Source organism: Microbacterium sp. NPDC089188 (assembly GCF_040685155.1).
Lineage (GTDB): Bacteria > Actinomycetota > Actinomycetes > Actinomycetales > Microbacteriaceae > Microbacterium > Microbacterium galbum.
Map to the genome: position 1 here is coordinate 759,037 of NZ_JBFBHH010000001.1, position 21,351 is coordinate 780,387.

Here is a 21,351-nt window from a genome sequence, read left to right on the forward strand (position 1 = left end):
CACCCTAGGCTTCGGGGATGACCTCCGTCTCGCGTCGCCGCGCCCGTCCGCTGACCGCCGTCGAAGCGGGTCGGGCGGAGTGGGACCTCGTCGTGGTCGGGGCCGGGAGCGCGGGACTGGTCGGAGCCCGCACCGCGGCCGTGCTCGGGGCGAGGGTGCTGCTCGTCGAGGCGAACGGGTTCGGCGGGGAGTGCCTGTTCACCGGCTGCGTCCCGTCGAAAGCGCTCATCGCCGCGGCCGACGCCGCGCACGACGCACGCGTCGCGGCGCGGATGGGCATCCACGTCGACGGGGTGCGAGTGGACTTCGCCGCCGTGATGGCCCACGTGAAGGGCGCGATCGCCGCGATCGAACCCGTCGATTCGCCCGAGACGCTCGCCGAGACCGGCGTGTACACGCTGCGCGGCCGTGCGCGGTTCGACGGTCCCCGCTCGCTGGTCATCGAGGGAGTCGGCATCCGCTTCCGCGATGCCCTCGTCGCGACCGGCAGCACGCCGATCGTGCCGGAGGGCGTCGACGTGCTCACGAACGAGACGCTGTGGGACCTCGACGAGCTGCCCGCGACGCTGCTCGTGCTGGGCGGGGGAGCGATCGGATGCGAGATGGCCCAGGCCTTCGTCCGCCTCGGCTCGCGCGTGACCCTCGTGCACCGCGGTGACCGGCTGCTGCCGAAGGAGGATCCCGCCGCGAGCGCCCTGGTGCTGTCGGCCCTGCGCGCCGACGGCGTCGACGTGCGCCTGGGGATGACGCTCGCCGAGGCCTCCCGCGGCGTGGGGGGCACGACCGCGCGGCTCGCTGACGGCACGACGGTGGTCGTCGACCGCGTGCTCGCTGCCCTCGGCCGCCGTGTCGACACGACGGGACTGGGGGTGGAGGCCGCGGGCGTCGACCTCGACCGCGCGGGCGCGATCGCGGTGGACCGCACCCTCGCCACGAGCAACCCGCGCATCCGCGCCGCCGGCGACGCGACGCCGCTGCCGCGCTTCACCCACACCGCGGGGATGTTCGGCAGCATCGCCGCCACCAACGCGGTGCTCGGCCTGTCGCGTCGCGTGCGTCTCGACGACGTTCCGCGCGTGACGTTCACCTCTCCCGAGGTGGCGGCGGTGGGGACGTCGACGGTGGATACGGCGGACTCGGACGTGCGCATCGTCGAGACCGCGCACCACGACCTCGACCGCGCGATCGCCGAGGGTCGCACCGCGGGGTTCACGCGGCTCGCGGTCGACCGGAAGGGACGTGTGGTGGGCGCGACGATCGTGGGTCCGCGCGCCGGGGAGTCGCTCGGGGAGCTCTCGACGGCGGTGTCGCGCGGGCTCTCGGTGCGCGACCTGGCCGGCGTGCTGCACGCCTACCCGACGTACTCGGATGCCGGCTGGAACGCCGCCGTGCGCGACGCCCAGGGCGCCCTGCGCACGGGGGCGGTCGCGGCGGTGATCCGGCTGCTGCGGCGCGTGCGGCGGCGCCGGGGCTGACTCGCGGCCCGGACCCGCGCGGCGCCTCCCGGGGTCGCCGCTCCCCGGCGGTCACCGCAGCAGGCGGTACCCGACCACGACGCGCTGCACGGCGCTCACCCCGACGAAGAGCGCCCACGCCAGCGCGATCCACCCCGCCCAGAACGGCAGCAGCAGCCAGAGCGCGTGCACGATGATCGTCTCGGTGCCCTCGGCGATGCGCCCCAGGAACGACAGCGATCGCCCGTCGTCGATGCGGCGCCCGGTGCGTTCGGCGATCGACGAGAACGCCAGGAAGGCCGTGCCGTTGACGTAATAGGTCAGCAGCACGAGCAGGAAGGGCCACCACGGGATGCCGAACGCCGCCGTCGCGCCCCACGCGACGCCGAAGACGCCGGCGCCGTAGGCGATGAAGTCGGCCGCGATGTCGAGGAAGCCGCCCGCCTCGCTCTCCCCGCCGTCGCCTTCCGCCCGGCGCCGCCGCGCGAGCGTGCCGTCGAGCCCGTCGGCCACCCGCGACAGCAGCCACAGCACGGCGGCGACGACCCACCATTGCGCAGCGGCCGCACCGGCCGAGGCCAGGGCGAGCACGAGGCCGGCGACGGTGAGCCGGTCGGGCGTGATCCCGGGACGGTCGAGGGCCGCGGCCGCGGCATCCAGGGGGCCCGAGAGCGCTGCGCGCATCGTGCGGTCAAGCACCGGGGGCTCCCCGCTGATCCCGGCGACGGCGCACGATCGCCCCGGCGACGAGTCCGCCGATCACGAGCACGCCGATCGCGGCCAACGCGGTCCAGAAGCCGGGGCCCAGCTCCCACCCGAACGCGCCGAGGGCCACGTACGCGGCCGACCCCGGGAGGATGCCCACCGCGGTGCCGATGGCGTAGTCGCGGCGCCGCACCGAGGTCAGGCCGGCGCCGTAGTTGATCAGCGTGAACGGGATGACGGGGATGAGCCGGGCGCTCAGCACCGCGAGGAGACCGCGGCGTCCGAGCGCGGCATCCAGGCGGGCCACCCGCGCCCCCGTGAAGCGTTCGACGGCCTCGCGGCCGAGGGCGCGACCGATCAGGAAGGATGCCGCGGCCCCGAGCAGGGCGCCGACGTAGACCATCGCGAACGCCACCGGAAAGCCCCACACCAGACCGGCGGCGATCCCCAGCACGTTCTTGGGGGCGGGGCTCAACGTCAGCGCCGCGTACAGCAGCGTGAAGAGCACGACGCCCGTCCAGCCGACCTGGGTCGACCACGCGCGGATCTGTTCGACGTCGTGCGGGACGAAGACGAAACCAACCGTTGCGACGACGGCGACGAAGACACCGAGAAGCACCAGGCGGAGAAGGGGTCGGCGCATCGCACCGCCCGCGGGTGCGTCGGTTCGGTTCGGTTCCATCGATCACCCTCCGCTTCCCCATACCCTAAGTCCGCACGCGACCTGCGGTCGCCGGTCCCGACCGAGGAGCCCCATGACCCCCCTTCGACACCGACGTCGTCTCGCCGCGATCACCGTGGCCGCGGCATCCGCCCTGTTCGCCCTCACCGGCTGCGCCGCGCCCGCGGCCCCCGACACGGCGGAGTTCGCCGACTGGGATGCCGTGCTGTCGGCCGCGAAGGGTCAGACCGTGCAGCTGTGGATGTACGGCGGCGACGACCAGGGCAACGCCTACATCGACGACGTGCTCGCGCCCGCGGTCGCGGAGTACGGCGTGACGCTCGAGCGCGTTCCCGTCACCGACACCCGTGACGCGCTGAACCGCGTCTTCACCGAGCTGCAGGCCGGCCGCGACGACGGCAGCGTCGACCTGGTGTGGGTCAACAGCGACAACTTCCGCACGGGCAAGGATGCCGGGGCGTGGCGCTGCGGCTGGACGGGGATGCTGCCCTCGATGGCGAACACCTCGGCCGACGACCCGCTGCTGCAGTCCGACTTCGGCACCCCCGTCGACGGCTGCGAGGCGCCGTGGCACAAGGCGCAGTTCACCCTGGCGTACAACGCCGAGGCGATCCCCGACCCGCCGACCACCCTCGCCGGGGTGCTCGACTGGGCCGACGCCCACCCCGGCCGGTTCACGTATCCCGCGCCGCCGGATTTCACCGGCTCGGTGTTCGTGCGCGAAGCCCTGGCGAGCGTGTCGGGCGGAGCCGACGAGGTGCCCACGGCCTTCTCCGAGGACGCCTTCGACGAGCTCGCACCGGCCCTGTGGAGCCGGCTCGATACGCTCGCGCCGAACCTCTGGCGCGGCGGCGACACGTACCCCGCCAACGAGACCGAGCTCGGCCGGCTGTTCGCCGACCGTCAGGTCGACATGACCATGACCTACGGCCCGGCGACGCTCACGGGCCTCGTGGCTGACGGCACCTACCCCGCGCAGACGAAGGTGCTGACGCTCGAGGACGGAACGGTCGGCAACGCCAGCTTCCTCGGCCTGCCCGTCAACTCCGACGCCGCAGCGGGCGCGATGGTCGTCGCGAACGTGGCCCTCTCGGCCGAGCAGCAGGCGAAGAAGGCCGAGCCCGACGTGTGGGGGCAGTTCCCCGTGCTCGACCTGAACGCCCTGTCGGCCGAGGACCGCGCCCTCTTCGACGCCCTACCGGTCTCTCCCGTGGTGCCGCCGTACGACGAGATCTCGCGCAACGCGCACGGCGAGCTCGCCGCCGAATGGGTCCCCGCGCTCGACGACGGCTGGCGGCAGAACGTGCTGTCGCGGTGACCTGGGCGCCCGTCGCCCGGCGCGCCGGCTCGCCCCGCGAGAAGCTGCGCGGGGCGCTGCTGGTGCTGCCGGCCGCCGTGCTCTCGCTCGTGGTGCTGGGCGGCGGCATCGGGGCGACGGCGCTGCAGGCGTTCGGGCTGCTGCCGGTGGTGGGGCGGCCCACCCCGGGGGTCGCGGCCTTCACCGCGCGTCCGGGCGAGCTGTTCGCCGCCGTCGGCGTCTCGCTCAGCGTGGCCGCGGTCAGCACCGTGCTGGCGGTGATCATCGGCACGCTCGCGGCGATCGTGATCGTCTCGCGCACGCGCAGCAGCCGCGCGGTGGCCGCCCTCGGCACCCTCACCGTCACCATCCCGCACCTCATCGCCGCGGCCACCGTGGGGCTGCTGCTGTCGGACGCCGGCGTGCTGCCACGCCTGCTCGGCATCCCTCCCGAATCGTGGGCGCCGTGGGTCGGCGGCCCGCTGTGGGGCGCCGCGATCGTCGAACTGGCGTGGAAGGAGTCGGCGTTCATCGCCCTCATCGTCACGGGCACGCTTGCGACCCGCATCCAGACCTACGACGAGACCGCAGCGCTGCTCGGCGCGGGTCGCGCGCAGCGCTTCCGCCACGTGCTGCTGCCGTTGACGGCGCCGACGATCCTCATCGGAGCGGCGATCAGTTTCGTCTACGCTCTCGGCTCCTACGAGGTGCTGTGGTTGCTGGGACGCACCTCGCCCGAGCCGCTGCCCGTGCTCGCGGTGCGCCTGTTCCAGGGCGTGTCGCTCGACTCGCGACCCGAGGCGGCCGCAGTGGCGCTGGTGACGAGCGCGCTCGCCCTGGCCGCGGTGGCCCTGACCTTCGCCGCGCTCCGGCGGACGGCGGCGTGGCGATGACCGCCGTCGACAGCCCCCTCACCCGCTCGCGCGGCGCCGGCAAGGCTCTGCGGCGACTGCTCGCCGTCGTCCTCGCGGTGTGGTTCGCTCTGCCCTTGCTGCCGCTCGTGCTGTGGTCGTTCGCCGACCGCTGGAGCTTCCCGTCCGTGCTCCCCACCGCCCTCGGCATCCGCTCGGTCGACCAGGCGATCGCGTTCGGCGCGGTGCCGGCGCTGGGCCGCTCGCTCGTGCTCGGGATCGTCGTCGCGATCACGGCGACGCTGTTGGGTGCGCTCGCCGCCCGCGCGCTCACCTTCGGGGCCGTGCCCGGGGCGCGGTTCGTCTCGGTGCTGCTGCTCGCGCCGATCGCGCTCCCGCCCTTCGCCGCGGTGCTCGGCGTCAACGTCGTGCTGCTGCGCGCGCACGTGCCCTCGCTCGTCGGGGTGGCGATGGTGCTGACGGTCATGGCGCTCCCCTACACGGCGTTCGTGATGCGCACCGCCTACGGCGCCTACGACCGCTCGTACGAAGAGGAGGCGCGTCTGCTCGGTGCCGGGCGCCTGCAGGTGCTGCGGCGCGTGCAGCTGCCGCTGATCGCGCCGGCGCTCGCGCGCGCCGCGTTCCTCGCCTTCCTCGTGGCGTGGAGCGACTACATCGTCACGCTCATCGTCGGCGGGGGAGAGGTGGTCACCCTGCCTCTCGTCGTGGCGTCGGCGGCCGCGGGCCTCGGTAACGACGCCGCCGTGGCGCTGATGTCGCTGTCGGCGATCGTGCCCCCCGTGATCCTGCTCGTCGGCGTCCTCGCTCTGGGGCATCGTCGGCACCCCCGCACCCGGAAAGAGGTGGTCACGTGAGCGCCGACCTGGTCCTGACGGGCCTGACCAAGACCTTCCCCGCCTCGACGGCCCCCGCTCTCGACGACCTGTCGCTGACGGTCGCCGCGGGAAGCTGCACCGCGGTGCTCGGACCCAGCGGCTCGGGTAAATCGACCCTGCTGCGCGTGATCGCCGGCCTCGAGACCCCGGATCGAGGGACGGTCGCCATCGCCGATCGGGACGTCGCCCCCATCCCCGCCGAGCAGCGCGGCGTCGGCATGGTCTTCCAACGGTCGCTGCTGTTCCCGCACCTGTCGGTGCTCGACAACGTCGCATTCTCGGACCGGGTGTCCGGGATGCCGCGTGCCCGCGCCCGCGAGCGCGCAGAGCGGTACCTCGACACCGTGCGCCTCGCCGGCTACGGCCGACGCCGGGTCGGGGAGCTGTCGGGCGGGCAGGAGCAGCGCGTCGCGATCGCGCGCGCCCTCGCCGCCGAGCCCGCCGTGCTGCTGCTGGACGAACCGTTCAGCGCGCTCGACTCGGCGCTGCGGGCCGACATGCACGACCTGCTCGAAGCGGTGCGCGCCGACGTCGCCCCGACGATCCTGCTCGTCACGCACGACCGCGACGAAGCCGCACGGGTCGCCGACCGCATCGCGCTCGTCGAGCACGGCCGGCTGCTGCACGAGGGCACGGTCGTCGAGGCCTACCGCCGCCCGGGGAGTCTGCGCGCGGCCGAGCTCATGGGCACGCGCAACGCCGTCCCCGGCGAGGTGCGCCGCGGCATCCATCGCAGTGCGCTCGGTGAGCTCGCCGCGACGGGTCTCGCCGACGGAGCGGCGACGCTCGTCTTCCGCCAGGAGGACGTGCGGGTGGGCGACCGACCGGATGCCGCCTCCCTCGGCGTCGTCGGAACGGTCGGGGCGCGGCGGCCGGTGGGTGCGCGCAGCGAGGTGACGGTGCGCGCGGGCGCGCTGACGCTGCACGCGGAGGTGCCATCGGTGTCGGGCCTGCGGCCCGGCGATGAGGTCGCCGTGTCGATCGCGGCCGAGCTCGCGCACGTCGTCGCGGGCTGACGTCGAGCGGGGCGGCCCGGCCGACGGGGCGCGCAGAGCGCACCTGATCAGCCCGTACCGGCAGCATGCGCCGCGAGCCGAGATCCTCCGACCCGCAGCTTCCCGCACGCGGCTCAGGCCGTACGCGCGCCCGTCTCGCGCACCGCGGTCAGACCCGAGGGGCGCGCGGTCACCGTGGCGCCCGGACGCACCGTCGGCAACGGCAGGATGCGGCGGAGCTCCCCATTCTCTCCCGGGTCGAGCACGGAGTGCTGCACGCACGCGGGCACCAGACGGCCGTCCTCGGGGTGCGCCATCGCGTACATGCACGCGCCCAGGCGCTCCTGCGTCTCGCGCAGCAGCGGGTCGTCGGCGACGACGCCCTCTTCCATGAGCTTCCACGCGGGCGCGACCTGCTCGGCATCCATGAAGTTGTGGATCACGAAGGTCTTGAACGACACCTTGCCGCGGCGGGCCGCCGACACGACCTGTCGCAGACCACCCGCGCGGCGCAGCACGCGCGCCATCAGGCCGATCAGCGGAGGGATGTCGCGCGGATGCGACGCGAGAGCGCGCACGACCTTGACGGCCAACACGTGACGGGGGATGCCGCCGAAGATCATGCCGCCGAAGTGCGACAGGAACCTGTCACGGGCCGCGATGTCCTTCGGGTCCTCGGGGTCGAGCACGGGGGCGAAGGTCTTTCCGACGCGCACACCCACGGTCGAGCGGTTGCAGCGCGGGTCGCCGAACTGCGTCGCCTGCCACGGCAGCTTCTGCCCCGCGCCGGCCTCGATCTTCTCCCACACCGCGTCGATCGTGACCTCGCCGAAGTCCTCGCGCCAGCGGCGGTCGTCGCCGATGAACGCCGCCGGCTGGAACGACATCATGTCGAACGGCATCTCGAGCACGTCGCGCGTGACCTGCTCGACCTCCGCGACGTTCGAGGGGGTGACCGTCATGTTGTGCGCGAGGTAGCTGCTCACGCCGTGGTCGCGCTTGAGGTCGACGAACATGCGGGCGAACTTCTCGCGGAACGGGTTGAGCTCCGCCTCGCCGCGGGGGCGCACGGCACCGCGACGGCCGCGCATGAGCGAGTCGAAGTGCGCCGCGAACGACACCTTGTCGAAGCGCGGCTTGCCGTCCTCGTCGAGGACGACGTCGAGCAGGTAGTCGTAGTCGAAGTCGCCGTGCGTCATCGACATGGGCTCACGGCCGACGGCGCGCATGGCGAGCAGGGAGCGGGCGTGGTCCTCGGCGCTGAGCAGGCTCACCTCGCCGCCGATGAGCTGGGCATGGGCGCGTGGTCCGCGCACCTCGCGCAGATAGTCCATCTGGCGGGTGACGTTGTCGACGGTGTGGTCGCCGTCGATGCGTACCTTGTTGGCGTCCGCCGAGTGGTAGCAGGGCGAACACGTGAGGTTGCACTTGGGGAAGACGCCGTGCGTCCCCTCGCACCCGACGGCGCTGCGCCCGAGCAATTGACTCGGCGTCTTGGCGTGTTCAGGCAGTTCCGCCCACCGCCGGTCGAGGGCGCGGCGCGTCTCGGGGTGGATGGGGCGGGTGTCGAGTTCGAACCGCCGGAGGGTCGTCGCCAGTCGCATGTCGTCCTTTCGTGGCGTCGTCGCACTACGAGAAGTCTTCGCCGCGCGCCCGGGTTCGGATTGCGCAGGGCTCCATCCTGCCCCCACGCGGCGTCGATGCGGCGCGCCGGGGCTGATCGGCGCCGAAGAATCCCGTGGATGCGGTCCTGCCGGAGGTCGGGACGCACAGTGGCCTCCGGGCCTCCGCGCGGGTTCCCGATCGGATCAGCGGATGCCGGCGACCCGACGTGTCGTGACGGCGGCCATGACCGCCCCCGCGACGCGGTCGGTGTGGCGGAGCGAAAGGGCGTTGGAGTTCGGTCGGGTGAAGGCCCCGGCCTCGAGCCCCGCGGTGAAAGGACCCAGCGCGAAGAGCGTCTCCTGCGCGATGCCGTCGCGCGAGACCACCCGCCCGTCGGGGTCGACGTCGATGCGGCCGAGGGAGCCGGCGAACTGCTCGTCGGCCACGTGCACCTCCCGCCCGTGCCGGGTCGCGAGCTCGCGCAGGGCCGGGTTGTCGCTCGCTGCCGCGGCGGGTGCGGGCAGCCACGCGTCGACGAGAGCGGCGGCGACGACCTCGCCCCCGCGGCGGAGGGAGGTCGCGACGAAGCCCCGGGGCGGGTCGAGGTGCACCGCCAGGTCGGGACCGAGGAAGCGCACGACGCCCGCGTCGGCGAGCGCGAGCAGCTCCTCCAACCGGTGCGGCGGCGGGCCCGACGCGACGTAGCTGAAGAACGTGTGCCAGGTGACGGGCAGGTCGACCGCGCGCGAGCGTGCGCTCCATCGATCGACCGGGATGTCGCCGAGCGCGAGGAACGACCCGAGGATCGTGAGGAACAGCGCCTGCGTCGTGCTGTGCTCCGCCGAGGTGCGCAGCAGCAGATCGTCGGCGATGTGCCGGCGGACACGCGCGTGCACCGCCCGCTCATCGAGGAAGGTCTCCTCGCCCAGCGGGACGTCGAGGGTGCGCACGTCGAAACGGTCGAGGGGATTCGGCACCACCTCGGCGACGGCGCGACGCAGCGCCGCCGTGTCGCCGTCGACGGCCCGCAGCGTCGCGCGGAACGCCTCCCACGTGGTGCCGACCCGTTCGGGATGCCCGGTGAAGAGCTCGCGATAGTGCGCCCACACGAGCTCCCGCGCGATGAGCGGCCACACGTCGTCGACGAAGTCGATGCTGCCCGGTCGATCCAGCAGCTCGGCGATGGCCGCGGGCGTGAGCACTTCGCGCTCGGGTGCATCGCCCTGCACCTGGGACGCCACCTTCGACCGGTACGGCACACCGCGCCGCGACCCGAGATGCAGACGCGGCTCGCGCCCCGAGGCGGTGTAGGCGAGCTTCCCGTCGGCGCGGCGCGAGAAGCGGCCCCCGCGTCCCTGGGTCAGGAGCACGACGGCATCCACCGACGCCAGTCCCATCCCCCGCACGATGACGTCGGCGCCGGGTGCGAGGCGCGACAGGTCGGCGTCGGCGGTGAAGGCCGGCTCGAGGTAGACGAAACCCGCGGCGGCGGCTGCGGCGCTCACGTCGAGGGCGGTGCCCTCGGGCTCGCGTCCGTTGTGTCCGACCGCGTAGACGACGACGTCGCCGCTCAGGCGCGTGCCGTCGGCGAGTGCGACCTCCCACCCTTCGGGGGTGTCGTCGACCCACTGCACGCTGCCCGGATGCCATCGCACCTCGACGCCGGGCGGGGCGATGGCGACCGTGCGACGCCAGAACCAGTCGAGGTACAGGCTCTGCAGGCGGCGCGTCGGAAAGCTGTCGCCGCGCAGACCGTGCACCTCGTCGGTCAGCGCGGGATCGTCGATCCGCACATCGGGCAGGCGCCCGTCGCGCACGCGCTCCGCCCACTCGATGAGGGAGGGGCCCGAGCGCACCGGACCGGAGATCACACAGCTGTCGTCGGTGAAGACCGTCACGTCGCGCGCCATGGAGTTGAGTTTCAGCAGCGGTGACTGTTCGTACCGCCAGATGCGGCCGCCCCCGGGCGGGAACGGGTCGACGAGCGTGATGCGCAGGGGCGCGGCCGTGGCGCGCGTGCGCCGTGCGAGCAGGCGCTCCACGAGCATCACCGCCCGCGGTCCCGCCCCCACGATCACGACGTCGCTCACGGCGCGGTGACCCGTTCGCGAACCGCCGGCAGCCCCAGCAGGTCGTGCAGCGTCGCACCCTCGTCGTACGAGCGGCGGTACGAGCCCCGCTCCTGCAGCAGCGGCACGACCCGGTCGGCGAACTCGTCGAGACCGTGCGGGGTGACGTGCCCGACCACGGTGAACCCGTCGGTCGCCCGCTCCTGCACGTAGCGGTCGATCTCGGATGCCACGTGCTCCGGCGTCCCGACGAAGGTGTGGTTCGCCGTCAGGCGGATGACGAGTTCGCGGATGCTGAGGTTCTCGGCCGCGGCCTGGTCGCGCAGCTGCCCGACCCGGGCGCGGATCGCGGCGTGCCGGCCCGCGAAGCCCTGTGCGGTCTCGACGCCCGTGTCGGGCTCGACGTCGGGGAGAGGCCCGTCGGCGTCGTAGTCGCTGAGGTCGCGGTTCCAGATCTGCTCGAGATACGTGACCGCCGTCTGCGGGCGCACCTGGGCGAGGGCGATCTCGCGCGAGCGCTCGCGGGCTTCCGCGGCGGTGTCGCCGAGCACGAAGGTCGCGGCGGGCAGGATCTTCAGGGAGTCCTCGTCGCGGCCGTGCGCGGTCAGCCGCCCCTTCACGTCTCGGTAGAACTGCTGCGCGTCGGCGAACTCCGTGTGCAGCGAGAAGATCACGTCCGCGTGCGCGGTGGCGAAGTCGCGACCGTCGGCCGAGTCGCCCGCCTGCACGATGACCGGCCGCCCCTGCGGCGAGCGGGGCACGTCGAGAACGGCGTCCACGTCGAACAGGCGCGACGCGTGCCGCACCCGCGCGATCGCCCCGGCCCGCAGGAACGTTCCGGTCTCGGCATCCGCCTCGATCGCGTCGTCGCGCCACGAAGACCACAGCGCCTTCGACAGCTCGGCGAACTCCGAGGCCCGCACGTAGCGGTCGGCGTGGTCGAGGTAGCCGCCGCGGCGGAAGTTGGCGCCGTGGAAGGCGTCGGAGCTGGTCACGGCGTTCCATCCGGCACGGCCGTTCGACAACAGGTCGAGGGTGCCGAGCTGACGCGCGAGCTCGTACGGTTCGTTGAAGGTGGTGTTGAGCGTGCCGACGAGCCCGATGTGCTCGGTGACCGCGGCCAGCGCCGTGAGGATCGCGAGGGTGTTCGGGCGCCCGGCGACGTCGAGGTCGTGCAGCTGCCCGCGGTGCTCGCGCAGGCGGAGCCCCTCGGCGAGGAAGAGATAGTCGAACAGGCCGCGCTCGGCGGTGCGGGCGAAGTACTCGAACGACGAGAAATCGATCTGGCTGCCCGCGGCCGGGTCGGTCCACACCGTGGTGTTGTTCACACCGGGGAAATGGGCGGCGAGGTGGATCTGCCGACGGGTCATGCGCCGACCTCCTGACGGGCGTAGCGACTGGCGGGGCGGGGGAGTCCGAGACGTTCGCGCAGCGTCGCCGCTGCGTCGTCGGGCCGCAGGATGCCGGCCTCCGCCGCCCGCGGGACGACGCTCGCGGCGATGGCCTCGAGGTCGGCGGGCAGGCGGGCCGGACGCAGGCGGATGCCGTCGACCCCGGCCGCGGCCAGGGCCCGCAGCTCGTCCACGACACCGTCGGCGGTGCCGACGACCACGCGGGCGTCGGTGGTGAGCGTCGCCCGATCCTGCAGGCGGTCCCACACGGCGGAGGCGGCCTCGCGCGTCTCCTCGACGAGCACGAGCACATCGGCGAACACGCGCAGCGGCTCGTCGAGCGTGCGCACCGCGTCCGCGGCATCCCGCAGCTCATTGAGGATGCCGGTCACCGACGCCGCGTCGGAGGGGGTGATGAACACCAGGTCGGCGTGCTCCGCGGCGAAGCGGTAGGGCACGCTCTGGTGCGCGAGGGCGGTGATCAGCGGCTGGCCCTGCGGGGAGCGCGGCACGATCGAGGCGCCGGTGATCGAGAAGAACTCGCCCGCGTAGTCGATGTTGTGCACGCGGTCGCGGTCGAGGAATCTGCCCGTCTCGAGGTCGCGCACGATCGCCTCGTCCTCCCACGAGTCGGCGAGCCGGCGGATCACCTCGGCGACCTCGCCCGCCTCGCGGAACGCACCGAGCAGCGCCGGGTCGTCCTCGACCCGACCCGACGCGGGCAGGCCCGCAGGGCCGCCGGTGCGGCGTCCGAAGTTGGCTCGCTCCTGCTCCGTCGATCCGGCCACGAGCCGCACGCCCCCGCGTCCGCGGCTCGCGTGATCGAGCGTCTGCAGCCCGGTCGCGACGTGGAAGGGCTCCGGGTGCGCCGTCGTCACCGTGGGCACGAGGCCGATCCGGCCCGTGACCGGGGCCAGGAACGACGCCAGCAGCACCGCGTCGAGGCGCCCGCGGACGCGGTCGCGCCGCGTCTCGGCATCCGGTTCGCTCGAACGGCCGCCGAGGCTGAGCGCATCCTCGATCGTGGCGAAGAGCACCCCGGCGCCTTCGGCGGTGCGGATCAGATCGCGCCAGTACGCGGCTGATGTCAGTGCGGTGGGGTGGGCGCCGGGCTCGCGCCAGGCGGCGGGATGCCAGCCGGCCCCGTCCAGGGCGACGGCGAGGTGGATGCGGTCCGGCATCGAGGCTCCTTGTTCTGCGGGCGGCGGATCAGCGGGCGGCGGATCGTCTTCACTGTCGCGCGAGGGTGGCGCGGGCCTCAATCGGTGACGTAACGCAACGCCTCGCAGCGACACGTTCGCCGACGAGGCCGCGGAACTTAGCGCTTCCCGCCGGACGACGCACTCCTCGGAGCGGTCTGTGACGCCGCGCGACGCGGCGTTTCCGACGGTGACGGGGCGCTACGGCCCGTGTCGGCCGAGGTGAGGGCGGCGGCACCGGGGCCTACCTTCGGCCGGAGTCCCGTCGCCCATCGCATCCCGGAGAGAGGTTCGCCCATGAGCACTTCCGTCGTCGTCGCCCCGCTCACCGGTCTGCCCGCCCTGCTCGACGCCGTGCGCGAGGTCGCCCCGCACCTCGACGTGCGCGCGCCCTCGGCCGCGACGGCCCCCTTTGCCTTCGACGCCGGAACCGCTCCCCGTCACGGGGAGGCGGACGAGGACGGGCCCGCGGTCGCCTTCCCCTCCACCGTCTCCGAGGTGCAGCAGCTCGTGCTCCTCGCCGGGCGGCACGGGGTGAGCATCGTCGCGCGCGGTGCCGGCAGCGGGTTGTCGGGAGGCGCCTCGGCGACCCGTCATCAGCTCGTGGTGTCGACGGACCGTCTCGATCGCATCGTCGAGGTCTCGCCCGCCGACGAGGTCGCGGTCGTCGAACCCGGCGTCCTCAACGCCGCCCTCAACGAGAGGCTCGCGCCCCTCGGCCTGTTCTACGCCCCCGACCCCGCGAGCTGGCGCATCTCGACCATCGGCGGCAACATCGCCACCAACGCCGGGGGCCTGCGCTGCGCCAAGTACGGCGTCACCCGCGAGTCGGTGCTCGCCCTCGACGTCGTCCTCGCCGACGGGAGTCTCGTCTCGATCGGCCACCGCTCGATCAAGGGCGTCACCGGCCTCGACCTCGTCTCGCTCTTCGTCGGATCCGAGGGGGTGCTCGGCATCGTCGTCGGGGCGACCGTCCGCATCCGACCACTCCCCGTCGCCCGCCGCACGGTGACGGCGTTCTTCGACTCCACCGCGGCGGGGGCCGCCGGCATCGGCGCCATCACCGCGTCGCGCGTGCGCCCGAGCGTCATCGAGTTCCTCGACGAGCCCACCCTCGTCGGCATCGACGCCGCGCAGGAGTCGGGACTCCGTGCCCGGGGCGCGGCCCTGCTGCTCATCGAACTCGACGGCTTCGGTATCGACGAGCAGACCGCCGAGCTCACCGTCGCCCTCGAGAGCGCCGGCGCTCGCGTGCGCGTCGAGAGCGACGCGGATGCCGAGACGCTGTGGGAGCTGCGACGGTCCGGGCGCCGGTTCGACGACGACTCGTGGTTCGTCGGTGGAGATGTCGCCGTGCCGAAGTCGCGCATCGCCGAGGTCTTCGCGGGCTTCCCCGCCCTCGAGGAGCGCTATGGCGTCGCCGTGAGCGCCGTCGCTCACGCCGGAGACGGCAACCTGCACCCCGTCATCACCCTGCCCATCCCCGCCGGCGCTGATCCCGCCGCCTTTCCCGCGGTCCTGCACGACGCGGCCGACGACCTCGTCCGCGCGGCCCTCGCCGTCGGCGGCACGGTCAGCGGAGAGCACGGCATCGGCACGGTCAAGCGCGAGCTCGCGGCTGAAGAGCTCGCGGAACGCGTGCGCGTGGCCCAGCTCGCGATCAAGGACGCGCTCGATCCGACCGGGCTCTTCAACCCCGGAAAAGCCCTCTGAAACCCGTTCCCCACAGCACCTCCCCACAGCACAAGGACTCGTCATGAACCTTCGTCTCCGACGCCTCCTCGGCGTCGCCTCCGCCCTCACCGTCGGGGCCGTCCTGCTCAGCGGATGCGGCGCCGGTACCGCAGCCGGCCCGGCCGAGAGTTCGACGCCGAAGCCCGGCGGCGACCTCGTCTTCCTGATCGACTCGCTCGGCGCGACCTGGATCCCGAACAACAGCGCGATCTCGAGCTACCAGGGCCAGATCTGGGGCAACCTCACCGACAAGCTGATCTACGTCGACGCCGAGGGCACCCTCAGCCCGTGGATCGCCGAGAGCTGGGACGAGAACGCCGGCAAGACGCAGTTCACCCTGCACCTCAAGGACGGCGTCACCTTCTCGGACGGCACGCCCCTGGATGCCGCCGCGGTCGTCGCGAACATCGACATCTGGGCCAAGGGGCGCCCCGACGACGGCATCAACCGCATCGGCCTGTTCCCCTCGGCGAACTACGTGGGCGCCGAAGCGGTGGATGCCACGACGGTGACGGTGTCGTTCTCGGCTCCGACCCTGAGCTTCCTCCCGACCCTGGCCTACCACGGCTCGATCCTGATCTCGCCGGCGACCCTCGCCCTCCCCGCCGCGCAGCAGGCCGACCTCACGAAAGACATCGGCAGCGGCCCGTTCGTCGTCGAGAAGGTCGCCGAGGGCGACAGCGTCGTGCTGAAGAAGCGCGACGACTACGACTGGGGCCCCGAGGCCGTCGGCCACGAGGGCCCGGCCTACCTCGACACGATCACCTACAAGCAGGTCGCCGAGCCCACCCTGCGCACCGCCTCGGTCGAGTCGGGCCAGGCGCAGGTGGCGTACAACGCCAGCCCGCAGGATCTCGAGGCGCTCAAGGGCGAGGGACTGACCGTCGAGACGCCCCGCTACCTCGGGTTCGTCAACGGGTACGCCCTGAACACCTCGGTGGCTCCCTTCGACGACATCACGGTGCGCCGGGCCGTGCAGCACGGCATCGACCGTGACGAGATCCTCTCGACGGTCTACACCCCCGACTGGTTCGCGGCCGAGTCGCTGTTCCAGAGCACGGTGCCCGAGGCCACCGACCACACGGCCGACTTCGCGTACGACCCCGACAAGGCCGCGGCCCTGCTCGACGAGGCGGGCTGGACGAAGGGCGCCGACGGCGTCCGCACGAAGAACGGCCAGAAGCTGTCGTTCACGCTCTACCCCAACCCCTACCTCCAGGCGTCGCAGTCCGTCGATGAGCTCGTCGACCAGCAGCTGACGAACCTCGGCTTCGAGGTGAACCTCGAGACCTACGACGTTCCGACCTACGGGCAGAAGGTCATCGGCAACGCCGCGGTCCCCGCGAACGAGATCACCCGCAGCTTCGTCGACGTCGGGACGGTGGCCGGCGTCCTGACCTCGCAGAAGAAGGGCGACGAGGACTGGTTCAAGGTCGGCACGTCGGATGCCACGCTGAACGACCTGTCGACGCGCATCGCCACGGCCACCGACCGCGACGCCCGCGCGAAGGTGGCCGACGAGCTGCAGGGCTACATCCTTCAGCAGGGCTACTTCGTGCCGCTCACCCAGATCGTGCAGCGCGTCTACGTTCAGGCGCCCGAGGTGAACGGCGTCTCGTACAACGGCCTCGCCTACGCGTACTACCTGGACGCCTGGCTCACCCGCTGACGTCCTCCCGACCTTCGCGAACGAAAGGAGAGAGCATGCTCGGCACCTACGGCCGCTTCGCGCTGCGGCGCACGGGCCAGGCGCTCGTCGTCGTGCTGCTGGCGTACCTGTTCACGTTCTTCGTGATCAGCATCCTGCCCGGCGACCCGATCACGAGCACCCTGCGCAACCCCGACAACGGCTTCACCGAAGACGACATCGCCCGCATCGTGTCGTACTACGGCCTCGACCAGCCGTGGTGGGTGCAGCTGGGGTCGTCGCTCGGGCGCTTCGTCGTCGGCGATCTCGGCGTCTCCCTGCGCTCGAACCTGCCCGTCGGAACCCTCGTGCTCGACGCGCTCGGCTCGACGCTCAGTCTTGCGGCGGCCGCCCTGCTGGTCGCCGTGGTGCTGGCCGTCGCGATCGCGTACGGCACGCAGTTCCTCCCGCCCCGGTTCGGTCAGGGAGTGCTGCGCTCGCTGCCCTCGCTCTTCCTGTCCGTGCCGAACTTCGTGATCGGCCTGCTGCTGATCCACGTGTTCGCTTTCGGGCTCGGGCTGTTCAGCATGATCGACACCGAGACGCCCTGGGGAACGTTCTTCGCGGCCGTGGCCCTCGGCATCCCGGTCTCGGCGCAGCTCGCCGAGGTGCTCATCGCCTCGCTCGACCACGAGTCGCGGCAGGAGTACGTCGCGGTGGCGCGCTCACGCGGCCTCGGTCAAGGCGCGCTGTTCCTGCGTCACCTCGTGAAGCCCTCCGCGCTGCCGACGGTGACCGTGCTCGCGCTGATCGTCGGCGAGCTGCTGGGCGGCGCGCTCATCACGGAGGCGATCTTCGGTCGCGTGGGCATCGGGACCCTCGTGGAGCAGGCCGTCGCGAGCCAGGACCTTCCGGTGCTGCAGGCGGTGGTCTCTCTCGCGGCGATCGTGTTCGTCGTGGTCAACCTCGTCGCCGACCTGGCATACCCGCTCCTCGACCCGCGGGTGTCGATCGGCTCGCGCGGGAGCACCGTCGCCGCCCCCGCGGCCGATGCACCCGCACCGGCGCTGCGTGAAGAGGTGAGCATCGTATGACCGCCGCACCCCTGTCCCCGGTCGCGGCCCCGGTGCCGTCCGCGGCCGACCCGTCGCCGGGATCGGTGTCGGGATCCGCCCCGGGCGGGCCGCTCGCCCGCATCCGTGGCATCCGTCTGTCCGTTCCGGTCGACGTGATCGTCTCGTTCGGGGTCGTCGCCGTGGTCGTGGCGTTCTCGCTCGCGCCGTGGCTCTTCACCGCGCAGAATCCGGCGCAGGGCGTGCCCGCCGACAAGCTGCAACCGCCGAGCGCGGCGCATCTGCTGGGCACCGACCACCTCGGTCGCGACCTGTTCGCCCGCATCGTCTTCGGCGCGCAGTCGTCGGTGACGAGCGCCCTGGTCGCCGTGGCGATCGGGGTCGTCGTCGGGGGCCTCATCGGCCTGCTCGCCGGGTTCCTCGGCTCGTGGACCGATACCGTGCTCGCCCGCTTCGTCGACGTGCTGTTGGCGATCCCGGCGTTCCTGCTCGCCGTCGTGATCGTCAGCTCGCTCGGCTTCCAGACGATCAACGCCGCGATCGCGACGGGCGTCTCGGCCGTGGCGGTGTTCGCGCGGGTCATGCGGTCCGAGGTGCTGCGCGTGCGCTCGTCGGTGTTCGTCGAGGCGGCGCGGCTGCAGGGCGGATCGACCCTGCACGTGCTGTTCCGGCACGTGCTCCCCAACGCCTCGCGCTCGCTCATCCCGCTCGCCGTGCTGCAGTTCGGGCTGTCGATCCTCGTCATCGCGGGGCTCGCCTTCCTCGGCTACGGCGATCCGCCCCCGGCATCCGACTGGGGTCTGCTCATCTCGGCGGGCAAGGACTACCCGCGCGCGCCGTGGCTCGTCGTGTGGCCGGCCCTGGTGACCGTGGCCACCGTGCTCTCGATCAACCGCATCAGCCGGTGGCTGAGGAGGACGTCATGACCATCACCCTTCCCCTCCGCGAGGAGGCGGGCGCGACGCCCGCGCCCCTGCTGCACGTGCAGAACCTCTCGGTCGCGTACGGGCGCACCCCCGTGGTGCACGACGTGTCGTTCTCGATCCCGCGCGGCGGCAGCCTCGCGCTCATCGGCGAATCCGGGTCGGGGAAGTCGACGATCGCACGGTCGGTGCTGCGGCTTCTGCCGCGCGACACCGGTCGGGCGAGCGGGCGCGTGGAGTTCGCCGGCGACGAGGTGCTGGGGCTTTCCGAGACGCGGTTCCGGCCGTTCCGCGGCCGCCGCATCGGTTTCGTCCCGCAGGACCCCTCGCACGCGCTCAACCCCGTGCGCACGGTCGGCGCGCAGGCGCTCGAGGCGGCGGCGCTGACCGACGCCCCCGGCCGCCGCGCGGCCGTCCTCGACATCTTCGCCCGGGTGGGTCTGCCCGACCCGGCCCGCGTCTACGACTCCTACCCGCACCAGCTATCCGGCGGCATGCTGCAACGCGTGCTGATCGGCCTCGCGGTGCTGCCGCGGCCCGATCTGCTCGTGGCCGACGAGCCCACGAGCGCCCTCGACGTCACGATCCAGAAGCGCATCCTCGACCTCCTCGACGAGCTGCGCGGCGAGCTCGGAATCGGTCTGCTGCTGATCACCCACGATCTCGCGATCGCCGCCGAGCGCACCGACGAGATCGTGGTGCTCAAGGACGGGCGGGTCCAGGAGGCGGGCGCCACCGGAGACGTCTTCGCCGCGCCGACGTCGGATTACACCCGGCAGCTGCAGGCCGACGCCCCGGCCCTCAACCCCGACCGCTACCGTCACGCCGACGGGCGCGGGGTCGACGCGTGGACCACCGACACCACCGCCGCCCGCATCGAGGTGCGCGAGATCTCGAAGAGCTTCGTCGTCGACGGCACCGCTCGCGCCGCCGTGGCCGGGGTCTCCTTCCGCGTCCCGCCGGGCACGACCCACGCGCTCGTGGGCGAGTCGGGTTCGGGGAAGACCACCACCGTGCGCCTGCTGCTGGGGCTCGAGACCCCCGACGCCGGCGAGATCCTCGTCGACGGCGCGGCGGTGACCGGGCGCACCGAGGCGGAGCTCCGCGGCATCCGTCGTCACCTCCAGCTCGTGTACCAGAACCCCTTCACCTCCCTCGATCCCACGTGGAGCGTCGGGCGGATCATCCGCGAACCGCTCGACCGGTATCGCGTCGGCACGCGCACCGAGAGGTCCGCCAAGGTCGCCGAAGCCCTGGATGCCGTGGGCCTGCCGCCGCAGCTCGCTCGCCGCCGCCCCGACGCGCTGTCGGGCGGCCAACGTCAGCGCGTCGCGATCGCGCGCGCCCTGGTGCTCGAGCCCGACGTCATCGTGCTCGACGAGCCGACCTCGGCCCTCGACGTCACCGTGCAGGCGGGGGTGTTCGACGTCCTCCGCCGCCTGCAGCGCGAGCGCGGCCTCACCTACCTGTTCGTCTCGCACGACCTGGCGCTCGTGCGGCAGATCGCCGACACCGTCTCCGTGCTCCGGGGCGGACGCGTGGTCGAGGCCGGGCGCGTGGCCGACGTGCTCTCGCACCCGCGCGAGGAGTACACGCGCGCCCTCGTCGACGCGATCCCGTCCCCCGATCTCCGGAGCTCCCGATGACCGTTCTCGCCCCCTCCCGTCCCGTGCTCGTCCGGGCTTTCAGCGCGCCGAAGGGGTTCGGCGACCAGACCCTGCGCGAGCGCCGTCCGGACGCGATCGAGCTGCTCGGCGGCATCCCGGATCCGTCCGTGCTGCCGACCGCCGAACTCACCGAGGCCACGGCCCGCGTGCTCGCCCGGCCCGGCGCGCCGTCGCTGCAGTACTCGCGGACCGAGGGCATCCCGGCGCTGCGCGAGTGGATCGCCGCCCACGAGGGCGTGGCCGTGGAGCGGGTGCTCGTCACCAACGGCGGATTCCACGGGCTCGCCATCACGGTGCAGACGGTGCTGGAGCGCGGCGACCTCGTCGCGGTCGACAACCCGGTGTTCCCGCTGTTCCTGCGCGGGCTCGAGCTCGTCGACGCGCGCGTGCTGCCCATCCGCGTGGGGGCCGAGGGGCTCGACGTCGATGCGCTCGCCGCGGAGCTGCGCGCCGGAGCCCGGCCCGCCGCGGTCTACACGGTGCCCGAGTTCCACAACCCGTCGCAGTCGTCGCTGCCCACGGCTCGCCGCCGCGAGCTCGTCGACCTGGCCGAGAAGTATGGCTTCGTCGTCTTCGCCGACGACCCCTACCGCGAACTGCGTTTCCACGGCGAGCCCGAGTCGCTCGCCCCGTTCCACGACTCCGACCACGTCATCCACGTCAACACCTTCACCAAGACCCTCGGCCCGGGTCTGCGCCTGGGCTGGGTCGTGCTTCCCGAACGCCTGGTCCGGGATGCCGTGGCCCTGCGCAGTCGCCAGGACTCGCACTCGTCGACGCTCGTGCAGGCCGTGGTCGCCGAATTGTTGACGGGGGACGCCGGGCTGTTCGACCGGGTCCTCACGGGCGCGCGGGAGCTGTACCGGTCGCGGGCGCACGCCCTGGCCGAGGTGCTCTCGGCATCCGGTTCCTTCGACGTCACGGTGCCCGACGGCGGACTGTTCCTCTGGCCGCGACTCGTCGACGACCGGGTGGATGCCGATCGCCTCGCCGCCGACGCGAGCGCCGAGGGCGTGGAGTACCAGCGCGGCTCGTTCTTCCCCTCGGGGCCGGGGACGGATGCCGACCGGCACCTGCGCCTCGCTTACGGCGACGTCGACGAGGAGCGTCTGCGCGAGGCGGCGGCGCGGTTGGAGCGGGCGGTGGCGCGGCAGCTCTGAATCGCGCGGCGGGACCGACCGCA

Annotated in this window: 17 protein-coding genes; 11 read left to right on the forward strand and 6 right to left on the reverse strand. The window is 72.9% G+C overall.

Features of this window, described 5'->3' with window-relative positions; translation table 11 throughout:
• Nucleotides 1-17 precede the first annotated feature (17 nt).
• Complete coding sequence (locus AB0N80_RS03495; protein ID WP_363577583.1) at nt 18-1,475, forward strand: FAD-dependent oxidoreductase; 1,458 nt, start codon at nt 18-20, stop codon at nt 1,473-1,475.
• A gap of 51 nt (nt 1,476-1,526) precedes the next feature.
• Here the strand turns inward: AB0N80_RS03495 and AB0N80_RS03500 are convergent, their stop codons facing one another.
• The gene (locus tag AB0N80_RS03500) at nt 1,527-2,153 is read right to left on the reverse strand and encodes a CDP-alcohol phosphatidyltransferase family protein (protein ID WP_363387809.1); all 627 of its coding nucleotides are present in this window, start codon (nt 2,151-2,153) and stop codon (nt 1,527-1,529) included.
• Nucleotides 2,146-2,841: a TVP38/TMEM64 family protein gene (locus AB0N80_RS03505; protein ID WP_315993900.1), complete on the reverse strand. Its 696-nt coding sequence runs from the start codon at nt 2,839-2,841 to the stop codon at nt 2,146-2,148. The genes AB0N80_RS03500 and AB0N80_RS03505 overlap by 8 nt, the downstream gene beginning before the upstream one ends.
• 73 nt (nt 2,842-2,914) lie before the next feature.
• Here AB0N80_RS03505 and AB0N80_RS03510 point away from each other — a divergent pair, with 73 nt between their 5' ends.
• The 4 genes from AB0N80_RS03510 to AB0N80_RS03525 are packed head-to-tail and all read left to right on the forward strand — an operon-like array spanning nt 2,915 to nt 6,901.
• The gene (locus tag AB0N80_RS03510) at nt 2,915-4,159 is read left to right on the forward strand and encodes an ABC transporter substrate-binding protein (RefSeq protein ID WP_363577585.1); all 1,245 of its coding nucleotides are present in this window, start codon (nt 2,915-2,917) and stop codon (nt 4,157-4,159) included.
• Nucleotides 4,156-5,031: an ABC transporter permease subunit gene (locus AB0N80_RS03515; RefSeq protein WP_363387800.1), complete on the forward strand. Its 876-nt coding sequence runs from the start codon at nt 4,156-4,158 to the stop codon at nt 5,029-5,031. The genes AB0N80_RS03510 and AB0N80_RS03515 overlap by 4 nt, the downstream gene beginning before the upstream one ends.
• The gene (locus AB0N80_RS03520) at nt 5,028-5,864 is read left to right on the forward strand and encodes an ABC transporter permease subunit (protein ID WP_363578176.1); all 837 of its coding nucleotides are present in this window, start codon (nt 5,028-5,030) and stop codon (nt 5,862-5,864) included. Before AB0N80_RS03515 ends, AB0N80_RS03520 begins: the two co-directional genes overlap by 4 nt.
• Complete coding sequence (locus AB0N80_RS03525; protein WP_315993897.1) at nt 5,861-6,901, forward strand: ABC transporter ATP-binding protein; 1,041 nt, start codon at nt 5,861-5,863, stop codon at nt 6,899-6,901. Before AB0N80_RS03520 ends, AB0N80_RS03525 begins: the two co-directional genes overlap by 4 nt.
• 113 nt (nt 6,902-7,014) lie before the next feature.
• Here the strand turns inward: AB0N80_RS03525 and AB0N80_RS03530 are convergent, their stop codons facing one another.
• The 4 genes from AB0N80_RS03530 to AB0N80_RS03545 all read right to left on the reverse strand — a co-directional run bounded on the left by AB0N80_RS03530 (nt 7,015) and on the right by AB0N80_RS03545 (nt 13,126).
• Nucleotides 7,015-8,484 carry a hypothetical protein gene (locus tag AB0N80_RS03530; protein WP_363577588.1) on the reverse strand — a complete coding sequence of 490 codons (1,470 nt, stop codon included), beginning with the start codon at nt 8,482-8,484 and terminating at the stop codon, nt 7,015-7,017.
• A 204-nt stretch (nt 8,485-8,688) separates the two neighbouring features.
• Entirely contained in the window at nt 8,689-10,575 is a 1,887-nt protein-coding gene (locus AB0N80_RS03535) for an FAD/NAD(P)-binding protein (protein WP_363577590.1), read from the reverse strand.
• Complete coding sequence (locus AB0N80_RS03540; RefSeq protein ID WP_363577592.1) at nt 10,572-11,924, reverse strand: NtaA/DmoA family FMN-dependent monooxygenase; 1,353 nt, start codon at nt 11,922-11,924, stop codon at nt 10,572-10,574. The genes AB0N80_RS03535 and AB0N80_RS03540 overlap by 4 nt, the downstream gene beginning before the upstream one ends.
• A complete protein-coding gene (locus tag AB0N80_RS03545) occupies nt 11,921-13,126 on the reverse strand; it encodes an LLM class flavin-dependent oxidoreductase (RefSeq protein ID WP_363577594.1) in 1,206 nt (401 codons plus the stop codon). Before AB0N80_RS03545 ends, AB0N80_RS03540 begins: the two co-directional genes overlap by 4 nt.
• A gap of 315 nt (nt 13,127-13,441) precedes the next feature.
• Here AB0N80_RS03545 and AB0N80_RS03550 point away from each other — a divergent pair, with 315 nt between their 5' ends.
• Genes AB0N80_RS03550 through AB0N80_RS03575 form a run of 6 tightly spaced genes read left to right on the forward strand, consistent with a single transcriptional unit; the run spans nt 13,442 to nt 21,328 of the window.
• Entirely contained in the window at nt 13,442-14,857 is a 1,416-nt protein-coding gene (locus AB0N80_RS03550; protein ID WP_363577596.1) for an FAD-linked oxidase C-terminal domain-containing protein, read from the forward strand.
• Between the two features lie 43 nt (nt 14,858-14,900).
• Nucleotides 14,901-16,547 (forward strand): ABC transporter substrate-binding protein, encoded by a 1,647-nt coding sequence (locus AB0N80_RS03555; RefSeq protein WP_363577598.1) that lies wholly within the window; start codon nt 14,901-14,903, stop codon nt 16,545-16,547.
• Nucleotides 16,548-16,582: 35 nt separating this feature from the next.
• On the forward strand, nt 16,583-17,599 hold the full coding sequence (locus tag AB0N80_RS03560; protein WP_315993890.1) for an ABC transporter permease: 1,017 nt from the start codon (nt 16,583-16,585) through the stop codon (nt 17,597-17,599).
• Nucleotides 17,596-18,504: an ABC transporter permease gene (locus AB0N80_RS03565; protein ID WP_363577601.1), complete on the forward strand. Its 909-nt coding sequence runs from the start codon at nt 17,596-17,598 to the stop codon at nt 18,502-18,504. The genes AB0N80_RS03560 and AB0N80_RS03565 overlap by 4 nt, the downstream gene beginning before the upstream one ends.
• Nucleotides 18,501-20,147 (forward strand): ABC transporter ATP-binding protein, encoded by a 1,647-nt coding sequence (locus AB0N80_RS03570; RefSeq protein WP_363577603.1) that lies wholly within the window; start codon nt 18,501-18,503, stop codon nt 20,145-20,147. Before AB0N80_RS03565 ends, AB0N80_RS03570 begins: the two co-directional genes overlap by 4 nt.
• Nucleotides 20,144-21,328 (forward strand): PLP-dependent aminotransferase family protein, encoded by a 1,185-nt coding sequence (locus AB0N80_RS03575; protein WP_363577605.1) that lies wholly within the window; start codon nt 20,144-20,146, stop codon nt 21,326-21,328. Before AB0N80_RS03570 ends, AB0N80_RS03575 begins: the two co-directional genes overlap by 4 nt.
• The last annotated feature ends 23 nt before the right edge of the window (nt 21,329-21,351 follow it).